We start from the raw sequence: 26,655 nt of genomic DNA, 5'->3' as shown, positions 1-26,655 counted from the left end.
ATGGAGCAGCGCCTGTTCATCCTTCAGCGGCTCAGCGCGATGGTGATGGCGCCGCTGGTGCTGGTGCACCTTGGCGTCATCCTTTACGCCGTGCGCGCGGGCCTCACGGCGCAGGGGATCCTCGCTCGTACGCAGGGCAACTGGGGCTGGATCTTCTTCTACGGGTTGTTCGTGCTGGCCGTCGCGGTGCACGTCCCGATCGGCCTGCGCAACATCCTCATCGAGTGGCTGCGCCTGTCGCGCGCCGCGGCAAGCGCGGTGGCAGCGGTCTTCGGCGTGGTGCTGCTCCTCATGGGCCTGCGCGCCGTAGCAGCCGTCGGAGGGCTCGGCGCATGAGGTCCTCGCACAAGGAAGCCGGGTTCTGGGCTTCGATCGCGCATCGCGTGTCGGGCCTCGTGCTCGGCCTCTTCCTGCCGGTCCACTTCTACGTGCTCGGCATGGCCCTCGACCAGCAGGGCCGCCTCGACGCGTTCCTCAAGTTCTCCGAAATGGGCGCCGTGAAGTTCGGGGAATGGGGTCTCGTGCTGCTGCTGTCGGTGCACATGTTCTTCGGCCTGCGCCTGCTCGCGCTGGAACTGCTGCCCTGGGGTGGCGCCCGGCTGTCGTGGGTGACGTGGGGCGGCGCGCTGTCGCTCGGCATCGCCGTGCTCTTCGCACTCAGGGTGGTGTGACATGCGGATCGAACAACACAAGACGGACATCCTGATCCTCGGCACCGGCGGCGCCGGGCTCTTCGCCGCGCTGCACGCGAAGAAGGCGAACCCGGCGTTGAAAGTGACAGTCGCGGTCAAGGGGCTCCTCGGCAAGTGCGGCTGCACCCGCATGGTCCAGGGCGGCTACAACGTGGCGCTGCACAAGGGCGACTCGGTGGAGCGCCACTTCATGGACACCATCGAGGGCGGCAAGTGGCTGCCGCGGCAGGACCTCGCGTGGCGGCTCGTCGAAGGCGCCATCGAGCGCATCCAGGAGCTGGAGAACGAGGTCGGCTGCTTCTTCGACCGCAACCCCGACGGCACGCTGCACGGCAAGGCCTTCGCCGGCCAGACCTTCGACCGCACGGTGCACAAGGCGGACCTCACCGGCATCGAGATCATCAACCGGCTGATGGAGCAGGTGCGCGCGGTCGATGCCGAGGAGATGGAGGAGCATCGCGCGATCGAGCTGATCCCCGCGGCGGATGGCTCCGGCATCGCCGGCGTGCTGTTCATCGACATGCGCACCGGCATCTACCGATTCGTGCAGGCCAAGGCCGTGCTGCTGGGCACCGGCGGCGGCCCGACGATGTACCGCTACCACACGCCCTCCGGCGACAAGACCTGCGACGGCCTCGCGATGGCGCTGCGCTACGGCCTGAAGCTGCGCGACATGGAGATGGTGCAGTTCCATCCGACGGGGTTGCTCGGCGGCCCCGACACGCGCATGACCGGCACCGTGCTGGAAGAAGGCCTGCGCGGCGCGGGCGGCTACCTGCTCAACGGCGCGGGCGAGCGCTTCATGGCGAATTACGACCCGAAGGGCGAACGCGCGACACGTGACGTGGTCAGCCGGGGCATCTACGCCGAGATGCGTGCGGGCCGCACCGGGCCCATGGGCGGCATCTACATCGAGATGAAGCACCTCGGCCCCGAGAAGGTGGCCAAGCAATTCCCCGGCATGGTGAACCGCTGCAAGGACTGCGGCTTCGACCTCGCGGGCGGCCGCGTGGAGATCGTGCCGACGGCGCACTACCTGATGGGCGGTGTCGAGTTCGAAGTGGATGCGTCGACCGCATCGCCCGGCCTCTACGCCGCCGGGGAGGACTGCGGCGGCGTGCACGGCGCCAACCGGCTCGGCGGCAACGGGGTTGCGAATTCCACCGTCTTCGGCGGAATAGCCGGCGACTCGATGGCTGCGTTCGTGGCGCGCGAGGGCCGCTGGCGCGACCCCGACACGCGCGTCATCGACCGCGGCATCGAGCGGGCCGAGTATCCCTTCTCGCGACCGGCCGCGCGCATCCACGAGCTGCGCGACGCGCTCTCGCAGACGATGTGGGACAAGGTCGGCGTGCTGCGCAACCAGGCCGACATGACCAGCGCGCTGGACGACATCGCCGCGCATCGCGTCGCACTCATGGCGCAAGGCGTGCCGGACGGCGACCGCCGCTTCAACCTCACCTGGCACGACTGGCTGAACATGGAAAGCCTGGTCGATGTCTCGCGCGTCATCACCGTCTCCGCCATCGCGCGCGAGGACAGCCGCGGCGCGCACTTCCGCGAGGACTTCCCCGAGACAGGCGACCTGCATTCGAGCTGCTACACGCGCGTGGCCGCCGCCGGCGAAGAAGTGACGCTCGAAATGGTGCCCGTGAAATTCGACATCGTGAAACCCGGCGAGACGCTGCTGAAGGAATAGTGCCGTGAACCGCATCCCCATCCGCAAGGTCGAGGAGGCCGCCTTCGAGATCATGAAGCGCGCGGCCATCGACATCCCCGAGGACTACAAGCTCGGCATCCTGGAAGCGCAGAAGAAGGAGACCGGCAAGCTCGCGCGCTTCGTGATCAAGGCCATGCAGGACAACTGGGACGCCGCCACCGAGGACCGCCGCCCGATGTGCGCCGACACCGGCGTGCCGCGCTACTACGTGAAGGTCGGCAACGAGGCTTCCATCGAGAACGGCTTCACCGCCATCGAGCGCGTGCTGCGCAAGGCCACCGCCGATGCCACCACGGCGATCCCGCTGCGGCCGAACCGCGTGCACCCGCTCTGGCGCACCGACCACAACAACAACGTCGGCATCAACGCGCCCGAGGTCGAATGGACCTTCGAGCCGGACGCCGACTGGATCGACATCACCACCGTGCACAAGGGCGGCCTCTTCGGCACCGACTACCGCATGCTGTTCCCCGGCGACGGCATCGACGGCATCAAGCGCTTCGTGCTGGACACGCTGATCCAGTTCGGCAAGCGCGGCCTTGCGTGCCAGCCGGCCATCGTGGGCATCGGCCTGGGCGGCTCCAAGGACACGTGCATGAACCTCGGCAAGCAGGCTGCCTGCCTGCGCACCGTCGGCAACCGCAACCCCGACCCGAAGATCGCGGCCCTCGAGATGGAGCTCAAGGACCTGGGTAATTCCATCGGCATGAGCGCGATGGGTTTCGTCGGCAGCTCGATGGTGGTGGACTGCCACATCGAGGTGGGTTACACGCACACCGGCGGCATGCCGATCAGCCTGCACTGCTTCTGCCTCTCGTCGCGCCGGGCCACGGCGCGCATCCACCCCGGCGGCGAGATCGAGTACCGCACGGACCCGCAATGGTTCACGCCCTACATGCGCAGGGAGACGGTCGAATGGAACAACGCGTAGACGAAGACGGCATGAAGGTCTTCCACCTGGACCTTCCCGCGAAACCCGAGGACATCGCGCAGTTGGAGATCGGTGCGGCGGTGTACCTGAACGGCGTGGTGTATACGGCGCGCGAGAGCGTCTATCGCAAGGTGCTGGAGGAGGGCGCGCCGCTGCCGGTGCCGGACCTCGCGGCGCTCTCCAACGCCAACTTCCATTGCTCGCCCGCCGCAGCCGAAGACGGGAAGGGCGGCTACAACGTCGGCGCGGTGACGGCCACCGCCAGCTTCCGCTTCGCGAAGTCGTTGCCGCGCTGGATCGACCAGTCGGGCGCGCGCCTGATCATCGGCAAGGGCGGCATGCCGGCGGACGATTACAAGAACGTGCTCGCGCCACGCGGCGCGGTGTACCTCACCACGGTGGGCTACGGCACGGGCGCCTTGCTGGGTCGCGGCATCCGCAAGGTGCGCGACGTGTTCTGGCTCGAGGAGCTGGGCATCGCGCAGGCCATGTGGGTCTTCGAGGTGGAGAACTTCGGGCCCTTCATCGTCGAGAGCGACGTCGCGGGCCATTCGCTCTTCGCGCAGCACAACGAGGCGATCAACGCCGGCATCGAGAAGCTCTATGCCGGCCTGAAGACGCCGGCGCTGCAGCGCTACGGCGAGACGACCGACCGCAACAACGAGGTCATGTAGGCGCAGTGGACGTCAAGACGCTTTACACGCTGGTGGCCATTGCCGACCGCGGCAGCTTCGCGGAGGCGGGCACCGCCATCGGGCTGTCGGTGTCGGCGGTGAGCATGCAGATGCGGGCGCTGGAGGACGAGCTGGGCACGACGATCTTCGACCGCACACGCCGGCCGCCGATCCTCACCGACAGCGGCCTCGCGCTCACGCACCGCGCGCGCGACCTGATCGCGCATTGGGAGAGCATGAGCGAAGGGCTCAAGCGCGACGCCGGCGGTGGCCTGCTCAAGCTGGGTACCGTGCACACGTGCGTGTCGGGCGTGCTGCCGCTGGCGCTCAAGCGCATCCAGCAGCAGCGGCGCGGCATCGACTTCCATGTCACCACGGGCTTGACGCACGAGCTGGAGAAGGCCGTCTACCACCGGCAGATCGACGTCGCGGTCGTCACGGAGCCGGAATCGGTGCGCCCGGAACTCGAGTTCAAGCCGTTCATGGACGAACCCCTGGTGGTGATCACGCATCGCGGCACCACCGGCACCACCGACAAGGCGGTGCTGGAGAACACGCCCTACGTGCGCTTCAACCGCGGCGCGCGTGTCGGCCAGATGATCGACCGGGAGATCACGCGCCGCAAGATCGACGTGCGCTCCGTGATGGAGATCGACAACCTCGAAGGCGTGATCGCGATGGTGGCCAACGGCCTGGGCACGTCGATCGTGCCGGCACGCGAAGTGAAGAACCAGTTCCCGCGCACGATCCGCACGCTGCCCTTCGGCAAGCCGCCGCTGTCGCGGCGCCTGGGCATCCTGGTGCCGCGCGACACGCCGCGCGGGCACCTCGCCGACCTGCTGCTCGATGCGCTCAAGGCCGTCGGCCAGAAAACGGAGGTTCGCGCTTGATCGTCGTCACCGAGTTCATGGACGAAGGGGGGCTCGCGCGGCTGCGCGAGGCGCATGAAGTCACGTACGACCCGAAGCTGGTCGACGACCCGGCGCGCGTCCTTGCGCTGGCGCCGCAAGCGAAGGCGCTCGTGGTGCGCAACCGCACGCAGGTGCGCGGCGAGCTGCTGGGCGCGCTTGGCAACTGCAAGGCGGTCGGCCGGCTCGGCGTGGGGCTGGACAACATCGACGTCGAAGGCTGCGGCGCTCGCGGCATCGAAGTGATCCCCGCGACCGGCGCGAACGCCCGCAGCGTCGCGGAATACGTGATTGCCGCCGCGATGCTGCTGCTGCGCGGCGCCTACTCGTCGACGGCAGCCGTGGCGTCGGGGCAGTGGCCGCGCGACCCGCTCTCGAACGGCCGTGAAATTTCCGGCAAGGTCCTCGGCCTCGTCGGCTACGGCGCGATCGGCCGCCTCACCGGCGAGCTGGCCGACGCACTCGGCATGACCTTGCTCGCGCACGACCCGGCGATCGCCGGCTCCGTGCCGCTGGACAACCTGCTCGCGAACTCCGACGTGGTGAGCGTGCACGTGCCGCTCACCGAGTCCACGCGGAACCTCTTCGACGCCTCGCGCATCGGGCGCATGAAACGCGGCGCCGTCCTCATCAATACCTCCCGCGGCGGCATCGTCGACGAAGTTGCGCTTGCCACTGCATTGCGCAGCGGTGCCCTCGGCGGTGCGGCCCTCGACGTGTTCGCGCAGGAGCCGCTGCGGGCCGCGCCGCACTTCGACGGCGTGCCCAACCTGCTGCTCACGCCGCACGTGGCAGGCCTCACCAGCGAATCGATTGTGCGTGTCGGCGACGTCGTGGCCACCGGCGTGCTGCGCGTGCTGGCTCGTCACGGGTAAGCCCCGAGGCGCACCGGAAGGTTTTTTGCAACCCTGCAGTTCGAAGGAGAGCATCCATGGCAACGCGTCGTTTCACCCTCCACCTGCTGGCCGCGGCCTGCGCATGCATGCTGGTGGCGCCCGCCTTCGCGCAGGACGCCTGGCCGAACAAGCCGGTGAAGTTCGTCGTCCCGTTCGCGCCCGGCGGCTCCACCGACGTCGTCGCGCGGATGGTGGGCCAGAAGCTGTCCGACCTGTGGAAGCAGCCGGTCGTCATCGAGAACCGGACCGGCGCCGGCGGCAACCTCGGGGCGGAGATGGTCGTCAAGTCGCCCGCCGACGGCTACACGCTGCTGTTCGCGTCGGGCTCCGTCGCGATCAACCCGCACATCTACAAGAAGATGCCCTTCGACACGTACAGGGACCTCGTGCCGATCACCAACGTGGCGCAGGGGCCGATGCTCGTGGTGGTGCCGGACAAGTCGTCCTACCGCACGCTGAAGGAACTGGTGCAGGCCGCACGCGACAAGCCGGGGCAGCTCAACTTCGGTTCCGCCGGCGTGGGCAGCCAGGTGCACATGGCGGGGGAGAACTTCGCGCACGTCGCGAAGGCCGAGATCAAGCACGTCCCGTATCGCGGCGAGGCCGTGGCGTACAACGACCTCATGGCCGGCCAGATCGACCTCATGGTCGGCAACTTCGCCGCGGCGTCCGCGCTGGTCGGCAAGGACCGCCTGCGCGCGCTGGCGATCACGAGCGACAAGCGCTCGCCCCTGCTGCCCGACGTGCCGACGACGGCGGAGGCGGGGCTGCCGCAGTTGCAGAGCACCGGCTGGTTCGGCCTGTTCGCGCCGGCCGGCACGCCCAAGGCCGTCCTCGACCGCATCCACCGCGACACCGTGCGCGTGCTCGGCGAGACCGAGATCAAGGCGCGCCTGTACGTGCAGGGCATGCGGCCGGTGGGCAACACGCCTGGTGATTTCAGCAAGGCGCTCAAGAGCGAGGACGTCCACTGGGCGACCGTGGTGAAGGAGCGCAAGCTGGCCGCCAACTAGCCACCCGTCTGTCGGCGCCGCCGCGGCCCCGGGCGTTGAGCGCCGATGGGGATCATGCGGGGAGGGTTGGCGGCCGTGCTCGCGGGCGCGGTGATGGGGCCGGTGCTGCAGCTGCAGCAGCGGGAGCTGTGGGCGTGGTGGGTTTACGCGGGCATGGCCGCGGCGAGCCTCGTCGCAGCGTCCATCTTCAGGCGGCACCGGGCGGCGGCATTTCTCGTCATCCCCCTCGCCTTCGCGGTGACCGGCTGGCGAGCGTGCGCCTACCAATCGCACGCGCTCGACCCGGCGCTCGAAGGCCGCGACATCGAGGTCACCGGCATCGTCGCCGCGATGCCGCAGCGCAACGAGCTCGGCGTGCGCTTCCGCCTCGAGGTGGAGCATGCCACCGATAAACTGCCCCCGCTGCTCCAGCTGGGCTGGTACGACGGCGCCGCCGACCCCCGCCCCGGTGAGCGCTGGCTGCTCACCGCGCGCCTGAAGGCACCGCACGGCAACCTCAACCCGCACGGCTTCGACTACGAGCTGTGGCTGTGGGAGCAGGGTGTGCAGGCCACGGGCTACGTCCGCGAGGCGCGGCGCGTCGGCGCGACGTGGCGCCACCCGGTGGAGCAGGCTCGCCACGCGGTGCGTGATGCGATCTTCGAGCGCGTGGCCGACCGGCGCGTAGCAGGCATCCTCGCGGGGCTCGTCGTCGGCGACCAGGCGGCGATCGAGCGCGCCGACTGGGACGTGTTCCGCGCCACCGGCGTCGCGCACCTCATGAGCATCTCCGGGCTGCACATCACGATGTTCGCGTGGGCCGCGGCGGCGCTCGTAACATGGGCGTGGCGGCGCAGCGCGCGACTTTGCCTCGCGTTGCCCGCGCAGCATGCGGCCTTGCTGGCGGGTACCGGGCTCGCAGCGGCCTACGCCCTCTTCAGCGGCTGGGGCATCCCCGCACAGCGAACGGTGTGGATGCTCGCAACCGTCGCCTTGCTGCGCCTTGGCGGGCGTGCGTGGCCATGGCCCATGATGTGGCTGCTGGTCTGCGCGGTCGTCGTCACGCTCGACCCGTGGGCGCTGATGCAGGCCGGCTTCTGGCTCAGTTTCGTTGCGGTGGGCGTGCTGTTCGCCAGCGGCACCGGCCATGAGGGTTCCCGGGCGATGCGGCTCGTGCGCGAGCAGCTGGTGGTGACCGCCGCACTCAGCCCGCTCTCGCTGCTGCTTTTCGGCCAGGTGTCGGTGGTGGGCCTCGCCGCCAACCTTTTTGCGATCCCATGGGTGACGCTGGTCATCACGCCGCTGGCCATGGCCGGCGTGCTGATCGCCCCCGCCTGGGACGCCGCCGCCCTCGCGGTGCAGGCGCTCGCGTCCGCCTTGCAGTGGCTGGCTGCCTGGCCCGCTGCCACCCTCTCGGTGCCCGCCGCACCACTGTGGGCCGGCATCGCAGGTGTGGTCGGGGGCGCCATGCTGGCGATGCGGCTGCCGCCGGCCCTGCGCGCGCTGGGCCTGCCGCTGATGCTGCCGGTCGCGCTCTGGCAGCCCGTGCGGCCGCCGGCAGGCGAGTTCGAGCTGCTGGCCGCCGACGTCGGGCAGGGCAACGCGGTGATCGTCCGCACAGCCACCTCCACCCTCGTGTACGACGCCGGCCCCCGCTACAGCGCCGAGTCCGACGCCGGCCACCGCGTCATCGTGCCGCTGCTGCGCGCCTTCGGCGAACGCGTGGACCAACTGGTCCTGAGCCACCGCGACACCGACCACACGGGCGGTGCCGCCGCGATTCTGGCCATGCAGCCGGCCGCGGCCTTGCTCAGCTCGATCGAACCGGGCCACGAGCTGCAGCAGCTGCGCCCCGCCACACGCTGCGAAGCCGGCCAGCGCTGGCGGCGCGATGGCGTCACTTTCGAGTTCCTGCACCCGCGCGCGGAGGACTACGCCGAAACGCCACGCCCCAATGCCCTGAGCTGCGTGCTGCGCATCTCCAACGGCCGCGCATCGGCCTTGCTGGCCGGCGACATCGAGAAGGCGCAGGAGCTCCGGCTTGCGCCGACGCTGCAGCCGGCCGACCTGCTGCTCGTGCCGCACCATGGCAGCAAGACGTCGTCCAGCGAGCCTTTCCTCGATGCGGTCCGCCCGGCGGTTGCCCTCGTGCAGGCCGGCTACCGCAACCGCTTCGGCCACCCCGCGCCCCCGGTGCTGGCGCGCTACGACGAGCGGGGCATCGCGGTCGTCGGCTCGGCGCAGTGCGGCGCCGCGCGCTGGCGCTCGCAGCAGCCGGGGGAAATCTCGTGCGAGCGGGCGGTGGCGCAGCGCTATTGGCACCACAAGGTGCCATGAACCTGCGCAACAAGGGCCCGGAAGTTGCTATCCTGTGTCACGGAGACTTGAAAACCATCGTCCATGCACAGATTCGATGAGATGTTCGCGCAGGTGCCGGACGGGCCGATGCAGTTCCAGGCCCAGTCCATGGGGGGCATGAGCCAGTCCCAGGTCCAGGGCGTGCGCGAGCACTACCGCACCTACGCGGACTGGCTGGGGCGCCAGCAGCAGGAGGCCATGGCGGCGCGCCGCGAAGAGGCGGAGATGATCTTCCGCCGGGTCGGCATCACCTTTGCCGTCTATGGCGCCAAGGACGAGGACGGCGCCGGCACCGAGCGCCTGATCCCTTTCGACCTCATCCCCCGCATCATCCCGCATGACGAGTGGACGATGATGGAGCGCGGCCTCGTGCAGCGCGTCAACGCCCTCAACCGCTTCATCCACGACGTCTACCACGAGCAGGAGATCATCCGCGCCGGCGTCGTGCCGATGGAGCAGATCATGGGCAACGCCCAGTTCCGCCCTGAAATGAAGGGCGTGAAGGTGCCCAACAACATCTATTCGCACATCGCGGGCATCGACATCGTGCGGGCGCCCAACGCGTCGGGCCAGGGCGAGTACTACGTGCTGGAAGACAACCTGCGCGTGCCCAGCGGCGTGAGCTACATGCTGGAAGACCGCAAGATGATGATGCGGCTCTTCCCGGACCTGTTCTCCAGCTACCGCGTCGCGCCGGTGATGCACTACCCGGACCTGCTGCTGGAGACGCTGCGCGCATCGGCCCCCTCCACCACGGACGACCCGACGGTGGTGGTGCTCACGCCCGGCATGTACAACAGCGCGTACTTCGAGCACGCCTTCCTCGCGCAGCAGATGGGCGTGGAGCTGGTCGAAGGGCAGGACCTGTTCGTCAAGGACAGCTTCGTCTACATGCGCACGACGCGCGGGCCCAAGCGCGTGGACGTCATCTACCGCCGCGTGGACGACGACTTCCTCGACCCGCAGGCGTTCCGGCCCACCTCCACGCTCGGTTGCGCGGGGCTGCTCAACGTTTACCGCGCGGGCAACGTCGCGCTGTGCAACGCCATCGGCACGGGCGTGGCCGACGACAAGTCGATCTACCCGTACGTGCCCAAGATGATCGAGTTCTACCTGGGCGAGAAGCCGATCCTCTCGAACGTGCCGACCTACATGTGCCGCGACCGCGACTCGCTCGGCTACGTGCTCGCCAACCTCAAGGACCTGGTGGTCAAGGAGGTGCATGGCGCCGGCGGCTACGGCATGCTGGTGGGCCCGGCCGCGACGAAGCAGGAGATCGAGGACTTCCGCAAGGCGATCGAAGCGAATCCGTCGGGCTACATCGCGCAGCCGACGCTGTCGCTTTCGAGCTGCCCCACGTTCGTGGAGCGGGGCATCGCGCCGCGCCACATCGACCTGCGCCCCTTCGTGCTCTCGGGCAAGGAGGTGCAGATGGTGCCCGGCGGCCTGACGCGCGTCGCGCTGAAGGAAGGCTCGCTTGTCGTCAACTCGTCGCAAGGCGGCGGGACGAAAGACACCTGGGTGCTGGAGGTCTGACCATGCTCTCACGCACCGCCGACCACCTCTTCTGGATGTCGCGCTACACCGAGCGCGCGGAGAACACCGCGCGCATGCTCGACGTCAATTACCAGACCTCGCTGCTGCCGCAGAGCGCCGCCGTCGCGCAGGTGGGCTGGCAGGGCATGCTGTCGATCAGCGAGCTGATGCCCGCCTACACCACCAAGCACGGCGAGATCATGCCGCGGCAGGTGATGGAGTTCATGGTCAAGGACGAGGGCAACCCGTCTTCCATCATCTCCTGCCTGCGCGCCGCGCGCGAGAACGCGCGTGCGGTGCGCGGCTCGCTCACCACCGAGGCGTGGGAGACGCAGAACCAGACCTGGCTGGAAGTGAACCGGCGCATCCGCAGCGGCGACTTCGAGCGCGACCCCGGGCAGTTCTTCGAGTGGGTGAAGTTCCGCTCGCACCTGTCTCGCGGCGTGACGGTCGGCACGATGCTGATGGACGAGGCACTGCACTTCATGCGGCTGGGCACCTTCCTCGAGCGCGCCGACAACACGGCGCGCCTCGTCGACGTGAAGTTCCACGCGGTGCAGAGCGACTTCTTCGGCGCCGCCAGCGAGAAGGACCAGGAGTACGACTTCTACCACTGGAGCGCCATCCTGCGCAGCGTCTCCGGCTTCGAGATCTACCGCAAGGTGTACCGCGACGTCATCAAGCCCGAGCGCGTGGCGGACCTGCTGATCCTGCGCCCTGACATGCCCCGCTCGCTGCACGCCAGCATGAACGAGGTCGTGCAGAACCTCCACATGGTCGGTAGTGACCCGTCCTCGGAAACGCAGCGCCGCGCCGGCAAGCTGCGCGCGGAGCTGCAGTACGGACACATCGAGGAGATCCTTTCGAACGGGCTGCACGCGTTCCTCACGCAGTTCCTGGACCGCGTGAACGACCTCGGTGCGAGAATCAGCCGGGATTACCTCATTCCGACTACATGAATTTGCTCGAACAGGGCGACGCCCTGCTGATGGCAGGGCGTTTCCATGAGGCGCTGAACATCTTCGCGCAGGCGCTGCGCGCGGACACGTCGTCGCTGGCCGCGCGCTACGGCCTCTCGCGCGCGTGCGCGGGCGCGGGCGATGCGCTCACGGCCATCGCGTGGATCAGCGACGCCCAGCGCATCGCGCCGCAGGACCCCGAGCCGCTGCCCATGCTGGCCGACCTGCTGCTCGGCACCAAGCAGTACGCACAGGCGCTGCCTGTCTACAAGCGCCTGTACCACGACGTGGGCCTGCGCGACCGGGTCACCGTGCTGCACTACGCCTTCTGCCTGGAGCAGACCGGCGAGCTCGAAGCCTGCGTCGAAAAATACCGCGAGGCGATCGGGCTCGACCCCAACTTCCTCGAAGCGCACGTGGACCTCGCCGGCGTCCTGTGGCGCCTCGGCGATTTCGACGGCTCGCTCACGCATGCGTGGAAGGCCGTCAACGCGGACCCGGACCACCCGTTCGCCGTGCGCATCCTCGGCAGTGCGCTTCTCAACCTCAACCGCGTGCAGGAAGCCGAGGTGCAGCTGCGCCGCGCGCTGGACCTCAAGCCCGGCTTCCACCTGGCCGAGCTGGACCTGGCCTTCACGCTGCTGCAGGACGGCCGGCTGCACGAAGGCTGGCGCTACTACGCCAAGCGCTGGAAGGACGTGGACCGCATCCAGCGCCCGCCGTTCTGGCAGAGCGAGCTGGAATGGCAGGGCCCCACCGTGCAGCCGCCCGCGGGCAAGCGCATCGCGGTGTATGCCGAGCAGGGCCTCGGCGACGTCCTGCAGTTCGCGCGCTACATCCCCATGCTGCAGGCCGACGGCGCCACGGTGTACGGCATCGTGCCCGCGGAGCTGGTGCCGCTGCTGGAATCGAGCATCCCCGGTTTCATCTGCCTGGCGCCCGGCCGCGACCTGCAGGCCGACTACCACGCGGCCTTGCTGGAGCTGCCGCTGCACTACGGCACCAACAAGATCGAGCAGATCCCGGCCGAAGTGCCTTACCTGCGCGCGCCGCAGGAGAAGGTGGCCGAGTGGGCCGAGAAGCTGTCGCCGTGGTCCGGCAAGTTCAAGGTGGGCCTCGCGTGGTGCGGCTACACCAACCAGATGAACAACCGCAACCGGGCCATGTACCTGAGCAACCTGCAGGGCCTGCTCGGCATGCCCGGCGTGCAGTGCTTCAGCCTGCAGAAGTCGGACGGGGGCGAGTACACGGACATCGACCCCGGCGAAGAACGCCTCGTCGACTTGACTGCCGACTGGCGCGACTTCGGCGACAGTGCCGCCATGATCCAGAACCTCGACCTCGTGATCACCGTCGACACGTCGATCGCCCACCTCACAGGCGCGCTGGGCAAGCCGGGCTGGGTGATGCTCGCGCCCAATGCGGACTGGCGATGGCTGATGGATCGCGAGGACTCGCCGTGGTACCCCACGCTGCGGCTCTTCCGGCGCGGCTTCACCGAGCCGCGGGCCACGCAGGCCGGCCGTGTCGTGCGCGCGCTCGAGAACCTGCTGCAACAGTCGTAACCGGTTCCACGGCCCCGAGGCGCAATCCGGCGTGGCTCAGCGCGAGCCGCTTACAAACGCGCGCCGCGTGCCGTCCGAGACTGCACGCATGGACATCTCAACTGCTTTCTGGATGGGCCTCGCGATCGCCGGATTCGTGATCGGCCTGTGGGTGCCGTCCGGCGTGGTGCTGCGCATCGCCATCGCGTTGCTGATGCTCACCGGGCTCGGCATGCTGCTGGCGAACACCTGGGGCTCGGCGGGGCTCGCGTGGTGGTTCGGTGCGGGCTTCGCCGCGCTGGTCGTGGTGTTCGGCGTCGCCTTCATCGGCTCGCTCGCGGGCTCGGTCGTGCGGCGCATGGTGCACCGCGAGCCGCAGCGGCGCGGGCGCGAGTACAACAGCATCCTGCAGTAAGGGCTAGGTCGAGTTACCGCCCGAGCGGCGCCAGGCCCCGGTGGCTGGGCCAGCCAGGGTGCGCAGCGACGCCGCGAGGTTCTCGCGTGCCCGCTGCTCGCGAGCGGCACGGAACTGCGGCGTGCCGTAGATCTGTTCGCGGTCCAGGAACGACTGCAGCACGCGCGCGCGGCCTTCGCGCCATTGTGGCTCGGGGACGTGCGCGTATTCCTCGCGCACCTGGGTAGTCGATTCGGCAAACCGCGCGGGTGCGGCACCGAGGATGGCGAGGTCGATGTCCAGCAGCAACTGCGTGTCGCAGTCCGTCGAGGGTGCGTGGTCCTTCGTCGCCATCACCAGCGTGCAGATGCTCTCGGTCGCGCCCGGTGACAGCACCGCGGCCACGGCGGCTTCGCGCGCCCACTGGGCGCTGCGCGCCTCGTTGTCGTCGCGGCGCGGCTCGTAGACGGCGTCGTGGAACCACAGGGCCATCTCGATCTCGGCGGGGCGCCAAGCGAGGTCGCGCGACGCGTCCAGCAACTCGAGGCATTCGCGCAGGTGCTGCAGCGAGTGGTAGTGCCGCCACGGCTCGCTCCACGCCGCAACCAGCCGCCGGAAGAGCAGCTCGTCCGGCGTGGGCACGCCCAGCTCGCCCCACATGCGCCGCCAGGACGCGAGGGTTACGCTCATGAAGTCCTCCTCGCTGCGGCCAGCGCCTGCTTCACTTCCCGCCCCAGCTCGATGACGGCCATCGCGTAATAGCTGGACCAGTTGTAGCGCGTGATGACGTAGAAGTTCTCGGTGCCCGCGACGTAGTCGGGCGCCTCGCCGCCGTTCTGCAGTTCGACGAGCGCGAGCGGGCCCTTGTGCTGCGCCGCCTCGCCTTCGAGCACGACGCCCTTGGCCTGCATCGTTGCCGCGGTAAAGGTCGGCAGGATGTCCGGCGCGAGCAGGGCCTCGAGGTCGAGCTTGTCGCGGTCGAAGCGCACCGGGTAGTGCGTGGGCATGCCGGGCGTCCAGCCGAAGCCCTTGAAGTAGTTGGCCACCGAGCCGATCACGTCCGGGGTGCTGCGCGCCAGGTCGATGGCGCCGCTTCCGTCATAGTCCACGCCCCAGCGCACCAGGCTCGACGGCATGAACTGCGGCATCCCCATCGCGCCGGCATAACTGCCCTTCGGCTTGAGCGGGTCCGACTTCGCGGTGCCGTGCAGCGCGAGGAAGTGCTCCAGCTCGCCGCGGAAGAACTTCGCGCGCTCGGCCGCGCGCGGGTGCGACTCGGGGAAATCGAATGCCAGCGTCGCCAGGGCATCGATCACGCGGAAGTTGCCCATCTGCTGGCCGTAGATGCTCTCCACGCCCACGATGCCGACCACGATCTCCGCCGGCACGCCGAATTCCTTTTCGGCCCGCTCCAGCGTCGCCTGGTTCTCCTGCCAGAAGCGCACGCCGGCCGCGATGCGCACCGGGTCGATGAAGCGGCTGCGGTACACGCGCCAGTTCTTGGGCGTGCCGGTGGGCGGCGGTGTCACGAGCCTGGCGACAACGGGCAGCTTCTCGGCGCGCGCGAGCGCGCGGCGCACCCAGCGCACGTCGAGCTTGTGGCGCTCGGCCACTTCCTCGGCGAACTGCATCGCGTCGTCGCGCTGGGCATAGGGCGTGCCGCGCTGCGGCGTGGCAGCGAAGGCGGAGACGGCGGCGAAGAGAATGAGGGCGAGGAGTGTTCGGGTCAGGTAGGCCATGGCAACTGCCGGAATTGCTGCCGCAGGGCGGCGAGGCTGCCGGGGCGCGCGCGCGAATACCGCAGCGCTTCCAGCTCCAGCAGCCAGTCGCTCAATCGTCGCGCATCCGGGCCGAACCTTGCTGTGACAAGATTCGCAACTTTCCGGGGCGGGGCGCTTTCCGGCACATCGAGCCCGGCCTTGCGCAGCCGCCGGCGGGCGCGCGAGAGCAGCCTCAGCCACGGGTCATGCTGGATGCGTTCCCAGTAGCTCCACGCCGCGCCGAGCAGCGCCACCACGATGACCACGCCGAGCAGCACATAGGCGAGGTCTTCCCACGTGGGCGAGGTGAAGCCGATGTCCTTGAGCAGGTCCAGCTGCTTGCTCTGCGTGTAGTTCAGCACCCACTGGTTCCAGCTGTTGTTGAGCGCTTCCCACGCGGCGCGCAGGTTGGCGGCGAGCGTCGGGTTGATCGTGGCAACGGCGGCGCCCAGCACGCCCTGCGGTGGGATCAGCCGCTGGAACGAGCCCGTGCGGCCCGGCGAGACGGCCCCCGTGGGATCGATGCGCACCCAGCCGCGGCCGGCCAGCCACACCTCGGTCCACGCATGCGCATCGCTTTGCCGCACGGTCCAGAAGCGGTCCACGTTGTTCAGCTCGCCGCCCTGGTAGCCGGTGACGATGCGCGCCGGGACGTTGCCCGCGCGCATGAGGATGACGAACGCCGAGGCGATGTGCTCGCAGAAACCCTGCTTGCGGTCGAACCAGAACTCGTCGGCCGAATGCAGCCCGTACACGCCGGGCTCCAGCGTGTACTCGTAGCCGCCGGACGTCAGGCGCTGCAGGGCGGCGTCGATGAAGCCGGTGGGGTCGCCGCCCGCCGCCGCGCGCATCTGCCCGGCGAGCTGGCGCGTGCGCGGGTTGAAGCCGGGCGGCAGCTCGAGGTATTCCGGCAGCACCGTGGTCAGTTGCGCAGGGCCGCTGCGGAATTCGGTGTAGCTTTCGGCGCGGTAGCGCAGCAGGTCGGTCACCGGGCGGCTGGTGAGCCATTGCAGCTCGCTCGTCATCAGCGTCTCGTAGCCGGGGACCTCGGGCGGGCGCTGCGGCACGTCCAGCGTCATCAGCCAGTTGCGGTTGTGCGGCTCCAGCGTCACCTCGTATCGCACCGGCTCGCCGGACACCACCAGTTGCGGGGCCGTGTAGTACGACATCGGGTAGCGCTGGCCGAGGCGCGGGACCATCTCGCGCCACTCGCGCCCGTCGAAGGCGGAGAGCACCGGGCCGCGGAAGTACAGCGTGGCGGGAGCGGGGGGCTGGCCTTCGAAGCGCACGCGGAAAGCGATGGTCTCGTCGAGCGCGAGTTTGGCGACGCTGCCGACCTGCATCGTCGATGACAGGCCGCTGCGGCCCGTCATCGCGTCGCCGGGGATGCCCCACAGCGGCGCGAAGCGCGGGAACAGCACGAAGAGCACCGCCATGATCGGCGCGCCGAGCAGCGCCATCCAGCCGGCGGTCTTCGCGGCTTCGGCGAGCGGGGGTTTGCCCACGGGCAGGTGCGCGTTGACCAGCGCGGTGAGCAGGCCCAGCAGCCCCAGCATCATCGCGGCGGCCACCGGCAGCGACTGAGAGAAGAAGAAGTTGGTGAGCATCGTGAAGAAGCCCAGGAAGAACACCACGAAGGCGTCGCGTCGCGCGCGCAGCTCCAGGGTCTTCAGGGCCAGCAGCACGACGATGAGCGTGACGCCCGCGTCGCGGCCGAAGAGCGTGCGGTGGGTGAGGAAGGTGGCCGCAGCCGTCACGATCAACAGGCCCACGAGCCATGCCTTGCCGGGCAGCGGGCGGTTGCGCACCGCGAGCACGCCGCGCCACAGCAGCACGCCGGCCGCGAGCGCGCTGCACCACCACGGCAGGTTGCCGATGTGCGGCACCATCACCCAGCCGATGACGGCGAGCAGGAACAGCGTGTCGCGCGTGTCGCGCGGCAAGGCGGCGATGCGGGAGCGGGCTGTGCTCAGCATAGGGCCAGGGCCTCCAGGCAGCGGCGCTTGTGCGCTTCGCCGGTCGCGGGCTCCACCTGCTGGCCGGGCAGGCGCAGGCCGTAGTCCTGGCCCAGCTTGTCGGCCTGCAGCACCCACGCGGCCAGGCGCGAGAGGCGGTGCTCCTTCTCCGGGGCACCGGCCTGCGCGTAGTCCAGCCAGAGTTCGTACCGCTGCGCGGACATGGTGTCGCGGCTCACGAGCTCCGGCGATTTGGCGGCTTTCTTCCAGACGATCATCTTCATCGGGTCGCCGCGGCGGTAGGCGCGCACGCCTTCGAATTCGCCTGTGGTTTGCACGCGTGCAACTGAAAGGCCGCCGGAGCGTGGCTCGCCTGGGGGTAGGGGCGGGGGAAAGAGTTCGGGGGCAGGGTAGACGAGGACTTCGGCCGCGGGGCGCCAGACAGTCCACACGCGGAAGGTGCCCAAGGGGAAGCGCGTCTCGGCGGTGAGCGGTGGCACGCGATGCAGGCCACGCCTTTCGGGCTTGAATGCGACGTGCACGGTGGCTGCGCCTTGCGCGGGGACGTCGGTCCAGGTCCATCGGTCGTCGTGTGTTTCGTCGAGTACCGCGAGTCCTATGCCGTGGCGTGTGCTGCGCCTCAGGTTGGTGAGCACCACGGAGAGCATCGCGCTCGAACCCGCGAACTGGGCGTCGGGGGGCATGAGGTTCAGCGTCAGGCCGCGCAACGTGGCGTGGCACACGTGCATGCCGACGACAGCGCTGCCTGCGAGCAGGAACGTGAGCAGGTAGCCGAGGTTCAACTGGTAGTTGATCGAGGAGACCAGCAGGATGAGGAGCGTCGCGCCGAGCATGAAGCCGGGGCGGGTGGGGAGGATGTACACGTTGCGCTGGGTGAGCGTCATCGTGTCGGTGAATGGCAGCCTACCTTGCCACCACTGGCGGAAGCGTTTCCTGACGTAGCCGAAGGGGTGAAGGGCTGCGGTGATCATTTGAAATTGGGGTCAGATTCCCAGCCTGCCCACGCGCGGATTTGCCGGCCGAGGTCGAAGAGCGCAGCTCTCAACGAACCGGGAAATTGGAATCTGACCCCAATTTGGATTCACGGCAAAGCCACCGACTCCAACATCGCACGCACCTGCTCGATAGGACCGCGCCCCGCATCCCCAACAGGGATCAACCGATGCGCCACAGTCTGGGGAAAAATCGCCTGGACATCATCAGGCGCAACGTAGTCACGACCCGACAGCAAAGCCTGCGCCTTCGCAGCACGAATCACCGCAATCCCCGCGCGAGGAGAAAGGCCTTGCAGGAACCACCGCCCCGTGCGAGTGGCAGCAACCAGGTCTTGAACGTAATCGAGTAGTGGGTCAGCTGCATGCACGGCCAGAACTTGCTGCTGCAAAGCAACGAGCTCGATCGAAGACAGCGAATTGCCAAGGTGCTCGATCATGTCCCGCCGGTCCACACCGTTGAACAACTCGCGTTCGGCAGCACGGTCCGGGTAACCCAGCGAGATCCGCATCAGGAACCGATCCAGCTGCGACTCCGGCAACGCGAAAGTGCCCAGCTGGTCGTGCGGGTTCTGCGTCGCGATCACGAAGAAAGGCGAGGGCAGCGCACGCGTCTCGCCCTCAACGGTGACCTGCTTTTCCTCCATGGCTTCGAGCAGCGCACTCTGCGTCTTGGGGCTCGCCCGGTTGATCTCGTCGGCCAGCAGCACCTGCGCGAAGATGGGGCCCGGGTGGAAGATGAACCCCTCCTTGCCGCGGTCGTAAATGGACACGCCGGAAAGGTCGCTGGGCATCAGGTCCGCCGTGAACTGCACACGCGAGAACTGCAGCCCGAAAGCGCGCGCCAGCGCATGGGCAAGGGTGGTCTTGCCGACGCCCGGCACGTCCTCGATCAGCAGGTGCCCGCCGGCCAGCAGGCAGGCCACGCAGTCCCGCACCTGGGCCGGCTTGCCGACGATCACCGTGTTAAGCTGGCCGAGGAGCGCTTTCAGTTTTTGTTGTGCTTCCATGCGGGTAGATTAACGGAGACAACGGTGGGCAAGACCGGCTTTTTCACCCATCCCGATTGCCGTCGCCATGAAATGGGCCGCGGCCACCCCGAGTGCCCCGAGCGCCTCGACGCCATCGAAGACCGGCTGCTGGCCTCCGGCGTCGGCGACGCCCTCGACCGCCGCGAAGCGCCCCTGGCCCCCGCGAGCGAACTGGTCCTCGCCCACGAACGCAGCCACGTGGCTTCCATCCGCGGCCTGGCCGACGAACTGGGCGACCAGCAGCAGGCCGGCGGCGGCGACTACCTCTACATCGACCCCGACACGGCCATGAACCCGTACAGCTGGAACGCCGCCCTGCGCGGCGCCGGCGCGGCACTGGCGGCGACCGACGCGGTGATCGACGGCGAGCTGGAGAACGCCTTCTGCGCCGTCCGCCCGCCCGGGCACCACGCCACCCGCGCGCGCGCCATGGGTTTCTGCATCTTCAACAACGTGGCAATCGCGGCGCGGTATGCGCTGGAGCGCAAGGGCCTGAAGCGCGTGGCCGTTGTGGACTTCGACGTGCACCACGGCAACGGCACCGAGGACATCCTCGCGGGCGACGAGCGGGTGCTCATGGTGGGCATCTTCCAGCACCCCTTCTACCCGTACAGCGGCATGAACCCGGCGCCCAACATGGTCAACGTGCCGGTGCCGGCGTACACCAAGGGCGACACGATCCGCGCGCTGGTGGAGGACAAGTGGCTGCCGCGCCTGCACGAATTCCAGCCGGAAATGATCTTCATCAGTGCGGGCTTCGACGCCCACCGCGAGGATGACCTCGGCCAGCTCGGGCTGGTGGAAGACGACTACAAGTGGATCACGCAGCAGCTCAAGGACATCGCCGCGCGCTATTCGCAGGGCCGCATCGTCTCCTGCCTGGAAGGCGGCTACAACCTGGGGGCATTGGCCCGCAGCGTCGAAGCGCACCTGCGCGTGCTGGCAGACTTGTGAACGTGCAGCAATGAATGCAGCGATGAATGCAGCCATGAACAACGAACCCGTCCTCGTCGAAAGCAAAGACGCCCGCGGCGTCGTCACCCTCACGCTCAACACCCCGCGCAGTTTCAACGCGCTGGGCGAGGAGATGCTGGGTGCGCTGCAAGGCGCGTTCGACCGCCTCAAGGCCGACGAGAGCGTGCGCGTGGTGGTGCTGCGCGCCGAAGGCAAGGCCTTCAGCGCGGGCCACAACCTCAAGGAAATGATCGCCCAGCCCGACCTGGCCTACTACCAGGACCTGTTCGCGCGCTGCAGCCGCGTGATGATGGCGATCCAGAAACTGCCGGTGCCGGTGATCGCGCGCGTGCAGGGCATGGCGACGGCGGCGGGCTGCCAGCTGGTCGCGCAGTGCGATCTCGCGGTGGCTTCGGAGGAATCGAGCTTTGCCGTCAGCGGCATCAACTTCGGCCTGTTCTGCTCCACGCCCAGCGTGCCGCTGCTGCGCAACGTGGCGCCCAAGCAGGCGATGGAGATGCTGGTGACGGGTGACTTCATCAGCGCGCAGCAAGCCGTCACGCGCGGGCTCGTGAACCGTGCGGTGCCCGCCGCGCAGCTCGATGACGAAGTCGAGAAGCTCGTCACGAGCATCCTCGCCAAGCCGCGCACCGCGCTGGCCATCGGCAAGGAGCTGTTCTACCGCCAGCGCGAGATGGGCATCGAAGCGGCCTACCAGTTGGCCGGGCAGACGATGGCCGCGAACATGATGGACGGCTGCGCGCAGGAAGGCGTGCGGGCCTTCACCGAAAAGCGCAAGCCGAACTGGTGACATGACGGAACTCGACAGGCTGGCCCGCGACCTGGGCCACCCGGGCATGCCGTGGGAGATCGCGGCGTTGCTGGCCTGCCTGGGCATCGCCTTCGGCGCGGCCTGGCTGCTCGGGCGCAAGCGCAGCGACGACTCGGTGTGGTTCGGCCGCGGCATCGTGGACGGGCTGCTGTTCCCCTTGCTCGCGCTCGCGCTGGTCTACGTGGCGAAGGTCGCGATGCAGACGGTGCAGCCCGTGGCGCTGTTGCGCATCGCGCTGCCCATCCTCGTTTCGCTTGCCGGCATCCGCTTCCTTGCGCGCGTATCGACGGTCGCTTTCCCGCACTCGGGCGTGGCGCGCGTCGTCGAGCGGCTCTTCTCGTGGCTGGCGTGGCTGGCCGCCGTGCTCTGGATCGTGGGCCTGCTGCCCGTGGTCACGAACGAGCTCGACGACATCCACTTCATGTTCGGCAAGGCGAAGGTGAGCCTGCTGGCCATCGTGCAGGGCGTGCTCTCGTGCGGCGTCGTGCTGGTGCTCACGCTCTGGATCTCCAAGGCGATCGAGAAGCGCGTGCTGCAGGACGCGGTCGACGACCTGTCGCTTCGCAAGGTGGTGGCCAGCGCGATCCGCGCGGGCCTGCTGCTGGTGGGCGTGCTGCTGGCGCTCTCGGCTGTTGGCGTGGACCTTACCGCGCTGTCGGTGCTGGGCGGCGCGCTGGGCGTGGGCCTGGGCTTCGGCCTGCAGAAGCTCGCGGCCAATTACGTGAGCGGCTTCGTCATCCTGTTCGAGCGCAGCGTGCGCATCGGCGACACGGTGCGCGTGGACAACTTCGAGGGCGTCGTTGCGGACATCAAGACGCGCTACACGCTCATCCGCTCGCTGACCGGCCGCGAGTCGATCGTGCCGAACGAGAAGCTGATCACCGAGCGCATCGAGAACCTGTCGCTGGCCGACCCGCGCGTGCTGGTCACCACCGACCTGACCGTCGGCAACGACGCCGACCATGCGCAGATCGAGCAACTGCTGCTCGCCGCCGCCCGAAGCACGCCGCGCGTCATCGCGGACCCGGCGCCGGCGGTGCGGCTCGCGCGCTTCGGCACCGACGGGCTGGAATACCAGCTGCAATTCTGGATCCAGGACCCGCAGAACGGCCAGGGCAACGTCAAGAGCGACGTGAACGTCGCCATCCTCAAGGGCCTGCGCGAGGCGGGCATCGAGCTGCCCACGCCGCAGCGCGTCGTGCGCGTCTTGTCCTGACGCGGCGGCAGTCGTATCCTGCGGCGATGCGCCGGCTTGCCGCCTTCCTTGCCGCCAGCGCGCTCCTTGGCGCGCCGGTTGCGCATGCGAACACGGACGCCGAGGTGATCGACCGCCTCGGCGAGCTCGTCGGCTCCATCTACGTGCTGCAGGAGCTGGCCGACGGCTGGTGCAGCGACTACACGCGCGCCGAGCCCATGAACCCCGAGGCGCTGTTCTCGTGGGCAATGACGCTGGCGTCGCCGCTCGAACGCGCGCGTGCCGAGGGCCGCAAGGCGGCGATCCTCGCCGGCGCGAAGGCGCGTGCCGTGCAGTGGGTCGCCACCGAATACCGCAGCCTGCCGCCCGACGGCTTGCTCAAGCGAAGCTGCGTCGCGAATGCCGGCATCTTCCGCACCATCCGCGACGCGGCCGAAGTGGAGCTCGAAGACATGGAGCAGCAGCAGCGGGGCAGTATCACGCCACGGGCGCAGCGCTGAAGCCGCCTACTTCATCAGCGACGGCAGCCACAGCGACAGCTGCGGGAAGGCGATCAGCAGCCCCAGCACCACGATCATCACCGCGACGAACGGCCAGCAGCCGCGGAAGATGTTGCCCAGCCCCACGCCCGGCAGGAGCGCGTTGAGCACGAACAGGTTCATGCCGACCGGCGGCGAGATCAGGCCGATCTGCACGATCATCACGATCAGCACGCCGAACCAGACCGGGTCGAACCCGAGGCTGGTGACGATCGGGAAGAAGAGGGGGATGGTCAGCAGCACCATCGTCAGCTCCTCCATCACGGTGCCGAGCACGACGTAGATGCCCATCATGGCAACGACCACCATCGTGGGCGACAGGCCCAGGTGCGTGATCCACTCCTTCAGGTCGCCCGGCATCGTCGTGAAGTTGACGAAGTTGGCGAAGAGGCTCGCCGCGATCAGCAGCGTGAACAGCATCGCGGTGGTGCGCGCCGATTCCACCAGCACTTCGAAGGTGCTGCGGAAGGTGAGCCGCCCGCGCAGCAGCGCGAACAGGAAGGCACCCGCGGCGCCGAAGCCTGCACCTTCGGTGGCCGTGAAGAAGCCGCCGTAGATGCCGCCCAGCACGATGAGCACCAGCAGCACCACGCCCCAGATGCCGCGCAGCGCGCGCCAGCGCTGCGGCCAGCTCATGCGCTCGCCGGGCGGCGCATGCTCCGGGTCGCGCGACGTGGTCACCACGACGCCGGCCATCAGCAGGGCGGCCGTCAGGATGCCGGGCAGCACGCCAGCCGCGAACAGCTTGCCGATGTTGGTCTCGGTGATGATCCCGTAGATCACCATGATGGTGGACGGCGGGATCATGATGCCCAGCGTGCCGCCCGCGGCCATGACGCCGGTGGAAAGCGAGTCGCTGTAGCCCAGCTTCTTCATCGACGGGTAGGCCACCTTGCTCATGGTGGCCGCCGTGGCGATGGACGAGCCGCAGATCGCGCCGAAGCCCGCGCACGCCGCGATGGTTGCGTGCGCGAGGCCGCCGCGCACGTGGCCGATGAATGCGTACGCCGCCTCGAACAGCTCGTGCGCGAGCCCCGCGCGCGCCACGAAGTTGCCCATCAGGATGAACAGCGGGATCACCGACAGCGTGTAGGCGAAGCCGGTTTCGTAGACGACCTGCGCCGTGCTGGCGAGTGCGGGGTCGAGGCCGCGGGTGTACGCGATGCCGCCGAAGCCGACGAGCCCCATCGCGAAGGCCAGCGGCACGCGGATGATCGCGAGCGCGAAGATCGCGGCAAAGCCGATGAGCGCTTCGGTCACAACGCGACCCCTTCGCCTTCCATCTTCTCCGCGGGCGGGCGCCCGATCAGGAGCAGGTGCACCACCCCGGTCGCGGCGCACAGCACGCCCATGCCGTACAGGAAAGGTGCTTTCGGAACCTTCAGTTGCGCCGTCGTTTCGCCGCTTTGCAGGAAAGCGCCGCCGGTGCGCCACATCAGCCAGCCCAGGGCGATGAGCACCGCGCCGCACAGCAGGTGCACCACGACGGACTGCGCGCGCCGCAGCCAATCCGGCAGGTAGGGATCGAGCGAGTCGAACTCGACGTGTTCCTCGCGCAGCGACACCAGCGGCAGCGCGGCGAAGATCACGACGACCATCAGCATCTCGGTCATCTCCAGCGAACCGGGGATCGAGTTGTCGGCGACCTTGCGGCCGATCACGTCGAAGAACGTGAGCGTCATGATCGCGAACAGGGCCGCCGCCGAGAGGGCGCCGCAAAGCAGTTCAAGGGTTTTCTTCATCGTTGCTCAAAAAAGAAAGGCGGCACCCGCGGTGCCGCCCTTTGTACCACCGAGGGCGGTGCCGATTACTTCTGCTGCTTCGCGATCTCGGAGCGGAATTCGGCCAGCACCTTGGCGGCGTCCTTCAGGCCCTTGGCCTCGGCGTCCTTCACCCACTTGGCTTCGAGCGCACCCGTCTTGGCCTTCACGTCGGCCACGAACTTCGCGTCGGCCTTGGTCACCTGCACGCCGTTGGCCTGCATGAGCGCGTAGGCGCGGCGGTCCACCTTGTCCCAGTGGCGGCCGATGATGCGCGCGGCGGTCTCGCCGGAGATCGCGTCCACGGCCTTCTTCTCGTCCGGCGACAGCTTGTCGTACTTGGCCTGGTTCATGAAGAAGATGAAGCTGGTGTTGTACAGCCCGCCGGGGAAGGTGGTGGCATGGCGGATGATCTTGTCGATCTTGAACGACTCGGTGGACTCCGCCGGGAACAGCGTGCCGTCCATCACCCCGCCGGAGAGCAGCTCGTACGATTCGGGCGCGGGCTTGAGCGTGACGTTCATGTTCAGCGCCTTGCTGATCTCGTTGACCATGCCGCCGCCCACGCGGAACTTCAGGCCCTGCAGGTCTTCCACCTTCGTGATCGGCCGCTTGGTGTTGAAGATGATGCCGGGGCCGTGCGTGAAGTAGGCGATGACCTTGACGCCCTGGTGCTCCTGGTTGAACTGCGGGTACTTCATCGCCACCTTGTTGAAGGCCACCGACAGCGGCTCGGCGCTGTCGCCCAGGAACGAGAATTCCGCCATCTGCGGCAGCACGAAGCGCCCGGGCGTGTAGCCGTGCACCGTGAACGACAGGTCGGCCAGGCCGTTCTTGACCGCGTCGAAAGTGCCGGGGGGCGCCGACACCGCGCGCGGCAGCAGGTTGCACTTGACCTTGCCGTTGGTGTTCCTGGCCAGCAGGTCGCACCACTCGGCTTGCGCCAGGGTCAGCGCGTGCGTGGGCGGCACCCAGCTCGACGCGGTCAGCACGGTCTGGGCGCCGGCCGGGGCCGCGAAAGCGGCGGCCAGGGCCACGCAGGCGAGAGTCTTCTTCATCCGGGCAACTCCTTGTAGGTTCGCAAGGACTGTAAGTCGCGGGTTCGCGTGTCACGGTCCTGACTTACCCGGATTCACCAACCGCGCGGTCGGCGAATTTCGAACCCTATAATCCTAAAATAGAACGGTCGTTCGATTTTTTGGGCGGCCGCCGCCCTAGAATTCCAGTTTACGTAAACGTCAATCCCCAGGAGCTCCCCAGCATGAAGGCCCTCGTCGCAGTCAAGCGCGTGGTGGACTACAACGTGAAGGTCCGAGTCAAGTCGGACAACACGGGTGTGGACATCGCCAACGTCAAGATGTCCATGAACCCCTTCGACGAGATCGCCGTCGAGGAGGCCGTCCGCCTGAAGGAAAAGGGCGTGGTCACCGAGGTGATCGCCGTCTCGTGCGGCGTCGCTCAATGCCAGGAGACGCTGCGCACGGCGATGGCGATCGGCGCGGACCGAGCGATCCTGGTGCAGACCGACGAAGAGCTGCAGCCGCTGGCCGTCGCCAAGCTGCTCAAGGCGCTGGTCGACAAGGAGCAGCCCGGCCTCGTGATCCTGGGCAAGCAGGCGATCGACGACGACGCCAACCAGACGGGCCAGATGCTCGCCGCGCTCGCGGACCTGCCGCAAGCCACCTTCGCTTCGAAGGTCGAAGTGGCCGACGGCAAGGCGAACGTCACGCGCGAAGTGGATGGCGGCCTGGAGACGATCTCCGTCTCGCTGCCTGCCGTGGTGACGACCGACCTGCGCCTCAATGAGCCGCGCTACGTGACGCTGCCCAACATCATGAAGGCCAAGAAGAAGCAACTGGACACCGTCAAGCCCGAGGACCTGGGCGTGGACGTCAAGCCGCGCCTGAAGACCCTCAAAGTCACTGAGCCGCCCAAGCGCAGCGCCGGTGTGAAGGTGCCCGACGTGGCCACCCTCGTGCAGAAACTCAAGACTGAAGCCAAGGTGATCTGAG

General features: G+C 68.4%; 26 protein-coding genes. 18 read left to right on the top strand and 8 right to left on the bottom strand.

Features of this window, described 5'->3' with window-relative positions; all coding sequences use genetic code 11:
- From H8R02_RS17815 to H8R02_RS17755, 13 genes are all read left to right on the top strand, one after another.
- Positions 1-336: a succinate dehydrogenase gene (locus tag H8R02_RS17815; RefSeq protein ID WP_187082807.1), complete on the top strand. Its 336-nt coding sequence runs from the start codon at positions 1-3 to the stop codon at positions 334-336.
- Positions 333-671, top strand: a complete 339-nt coding sequence (locus H8R02_RS17810) for a succinate dehydrogenase/fumarate reductase transmembrane subunit (RefSeq protein ID WP_187082806.1) — start codon at positions 333-335, stop codon at positions 669-671. Before H8R02_RS17815 ends, H8R02_RS17810 begins: the two co-directional genes overlap by 4 nt.
- A 1-nt stretch (position 672) precedes the next feature.
- Complete coding sequence (locus H8R02_RS17805; RefSeq protein WP_187082805.1) at positions 673-2,391, top strand: L-aspartate oxidase; 1,719 nt, start codon at positions 673-675, stop codon at positions 2,389-2,391.
- A gap of 4 nt (positions 2,392-2,395) precedes the next feature.
- Positions 2,396-3,343 (top strand): fumarate hydratase, encoded by a 948-nt coding sequence (locus H8R02_RS17800; protein ID WP_187082804.1) that lies wholly within the window; start codon positions 2,396-2,398, stop codon positions 3,341-3,343.
- The gene (locus tag H8R02_RS17795) at positions 3,328-4,017 is read left to right on the top strand and encodes a fumarate hydratase C-terminal domain-containing protein (protein WP_255429391.1); all 690 of its coding nucleotides are present in this window, start codon (positions 3,328-3,330) and stop codon (positions 4,015-4,017) included. Before H8R02_RS17800 ends, H8R02_RS17795 begins: the two co-directional genes overlap by 16 nt.
- A gap of 5 nt (positions 4,018-4,022) precedes the next feature.
- Complete coding sequence (locus H8R02_RS17790) at positions 4,023-4,907, top strand: LysR family transcriptional regulator (protein ID WP_187082803.1); 885 nt, start codon at positions 4,023-4,025, stop codon at positions 4,905-4,907.
- Positions 4,904-5,800 carry a hydroxyacid dehydrogenase gene (locus tag H8R02_RS17785; protein ID WP_290428119.1) on the top strand — a complete coding sequence of 299 codons (897 nt, stop codon included), beginning with the start codon at positions 4,904-4,906 and terminating at the stop codon, positions 5,798-5,800. The genes H8R02_RS17790 and H8R02_RS17785 overlap by 4 nt, the downstream gene beginning before the upstream one ends.
- Positions 5,801-5,856: 56 nt before the next feature.
- Positions 5,857-6,834 (top strand): Bug family tripartite tricarboxylate transporter substrate binding protein, encoded by a 978-nt coding sequence (locus H8R02_RS17780; protein WP_187082802.1) that lies wholly within the window; start codon positions 5,857-5,859, stop codon positions 6,832-6,834.
- A 54-nt stretch (positions 6,835-6,888) separates the two neighbouring features.
- On the top strand, positions 6,889-9,150 hold the full coding sequence (locus H8R02_RS17775; protein WP_187082915.1) for a DNA internalization-related competence protein ComEC/Rec2: 2,262 nt from the start codon (positions 6,889-6,891) through the stop codon (positions 9,148-9,150).
- A gap of 108 nt (positions 9,151-9,258) precedes the next feature.
- Positions 9,259-10,707 carry a circularly permuted type 2 ATP-grasp protein gene (locus H8R02_RS17770; protein ID WP_435531283.1) on the top strand — a complete coding sequence of 483 codons (1,449 nt, stop codon included), beginning with the start codon at positions 9,259-9,261 and terminating at the stop codon, positions 10,705-10,707.
- 2 nt (positions 10,708-10,709) lie between these two features.
- A complete protein-coding gene (locus H8R02_RS17765; RefSeq protein WP_187082800.1) occupies positions 10,710-11,666 on the top strand; it encodes an alpha-E domain-containing protein in 957 nt (318 codons plus the stop codon).
- Positions 11,663-13,231 (top strand): tetratricopeptide repeat protein, encoded by a 1,569-nt coding sequence (locus tag H8R02_RS17760; RefSeq protein ID WP_187082799.1) that lies wholly within the window; start codon positions 11,663-11,665, stop codon positions 13,229-13,231. Before H8R02_RS17765 ends, H8R02_RS17760 begins: the two co-directional genes overlap by 4 nt.
- An 88-nt stretch (positions 13,232-13,319) precedes the next feature.
- Complete coding sequence (locus H8R02_RS17755) at positions 13,320-13,625, top strand: hypothetical protein (protein ID WP_187082798.1); 306 nt, start codon at positions 13,320-13,322, stop codon at positions 13,623-13,625.
- Between the two features lie 3 nt (positions 13,626-13,628).
- Here H8R02_RS17755 and H8R02_RS17750 read toward each other — a convergent pair whose 3' ends face one another.
- From H8R02_RS17750 to H8R02_RS17730, 5 genes are all read right to left on the bottom strand, one after another.
- A complete protein-coding gene (locus H8R02_RS17750) occupies positions 13,629-14,294 on the bottom strand; it encodes an HD domain-containing protein (protein ID WP_187082797.1) in 666 nt (221 codons plus the stop codon).
- Entirely contained in the window at positions 14,291-15,343 is a 1,053-nt protein-coding gene (gene mltB, locus H8R02_RS17745) for a lytic murein transglycosylase B (protein ID WP_187082796.1), read from the bottom strand. The genes H8R02_RS17750 and mltB overlap by 4 nt, the downstream gene beginning before the upstream one ends.
- Positions 15,331-17,340 carry a transglutaminase TgpA family protein gene (locus H8R02_RS17740; protein ID WP_187082795.1) on the bottom strand — a complete coding sequence of 670 codons (2,010 nt, stop codon included), beginning with the start codon at positions 17,338-17,340 and terminating at the stop codon, positions 15,331-15,333. Before H8R02_RS17740 ends, mltB begins: the two co-directional genes overlap by 13 nt.
- Positions 17,334-18,311, bottom strand: a complete 978-nt coding sequence (locus tag H8R02_RS17735; RefSeq protein ID WP_187082794.1) for a DUF58 domain-containing protein — start codon at positions 18,309-18,311, stop codon at positions 17,334-17,336. Before H8R02_RS17735 ends, H8R02_RS17740 begins: the two co-directional genes overlap by 7 nt.
- 110 nt (positions 18,312-18,421) lie before the next feature.
- Entirely contained in the window at positions 18,422-19,342 is a 921-nt protein-coding gene (locus H8R02_RS17730; RefSeq protein ID WP_187082793.1) for an AAA family ATPase, read from the bottom strand.
- A gap of 24 nt (positions 19,343-19,366) precedes the next feature.
- Between H8R02_RS17730 and H8R02_RS17725 the strand changes: the two genes are divergently transcribed.
- Genes H8R02_RS17725 through H8R02_RS17710 form a run of 4 tightly spaced genes read left to right on the top strand, consistent with a single transcriptional unit; the run spans position 19,367 to position 22,844 of the window.
- Positions 19,367-20,317, top strand: coding sequence for a histone deacetylase family protein (locus H8R02_RS17725; RefSeq protein WP_187082792.1), 951 nt, complete (start codon positions 19,367-19,369; stop codon positions 20,315-20,317).
- 22 nt (positions 20,318-20,339) lie between these two features.
- Positions 20,340-21,128, top strand: coding sequence for an enoyl-CoA hydratase (locus tag H8R02_RS17720; protein WP_435531281.1), 789 nt, complete (start codon positions 20,340-20,342; stop codon positions 21,126-21,128).
- Between the two features lies 1 nt (position 21,129).
- Positions 21,130-22,365 carry a mechanosensitive ion channel family protein gene (locus tag H8R02_RS17715; protein ID WP_187082790.1) on the top strand — a complete coding sequence of 412 codons (1,236 nt, stop codon included), beginning with the start codon at positions 21,130-21,132 and terminating at the stop codon, positions 22,363-22,365.
- 26 nt (positions 22,366-22,391) lie between these two features.
- Positions 22,392-22,844 carry a hypothetical protein gene (locus H8R02_RS17710; RefSeq protein WP_187082789.1) on the top strand — a complete coding sequence of 151 codons (453 nt, stop codon included), beginning with the start codon at positions 22,392-22,394 and terminating at the stop codon, positions 22,842-22,844.
- Between the two features lie 6 nt (positions 22,845-22,850).
- Here the strand turns inward: H8R02_RS17710 and H8R02_RS17705 are convergent, their stop codons facing one another.
- The 3 genes from H8R02_RS17705 to H8R02_RS17695 form a co-directional block, all read right to left on the bottom strand.
- A complete protein-coding gene (locus H8R02_RS17705) occupies positions 22,851-24,143 on the bottom strand; it encodes a TRAP transporter large permease (protein ID WP_187082788.1) in 1,293 nt (430 codons plus the stop codon).
- Entirely contained in the window at positions 24,140-24,625 is a 486-nt protein-coding gene (locus H8R02_RS17700; RefSeq protein WP_187082787.1) for a TRAP transporter small permease, read from the bottom strand. Before H8R02_RS17700 ends, H8R02_RS17705 begins: the two co-directional genes overlap by 4 nt.
- Positions 24,626-24,690: 65 nt before the next feature.
- On the bottom strand, positions 24,691-25,701 hold the full coding sequence (locus tag H8R02_RS17695; protein WP_187082786.1) for a TRAP transporter substrate-binding protein: 1,011 nt from the start codon (positions 25,699-25,701) through the stop codon (positions 24,691-24,693).
- Positions 25,702-25,904: 203 nt separating this feature from the next.
- Between H8R02_RS17695 and H8R02_RS17690 the strand changes: the two genes are divergently transcribed.
- Positions 25,905-26,654: an electron transfer flavoprotein subunit beta/FixA family protein gene (locus tag H8R02_RS17690; RefSeq protein WP_187082785.1), complete on the top strand. Its 750-nt coding sequence runs from the start codon at positions 25,905-25,907 to the stop codon at positions 26,652-26,654.
- The last annotated feature ends 1 nt before the right edge of the window (position 26,655 follow it).

Source organism: Ramlibacter albus (assembly GCF_014297445.1).
Lineage (GTDB): Bacteria > Pseudomonadota > Gammaproteobacteria > Burkholderiales > Burkholderiaceae_C > Ramlibacter > Ramlibacter albus.
Note: the sequence above shows the minus strand (reverse complement) of the source record. Positions and strands in the feature narration are given on the sequence as shown.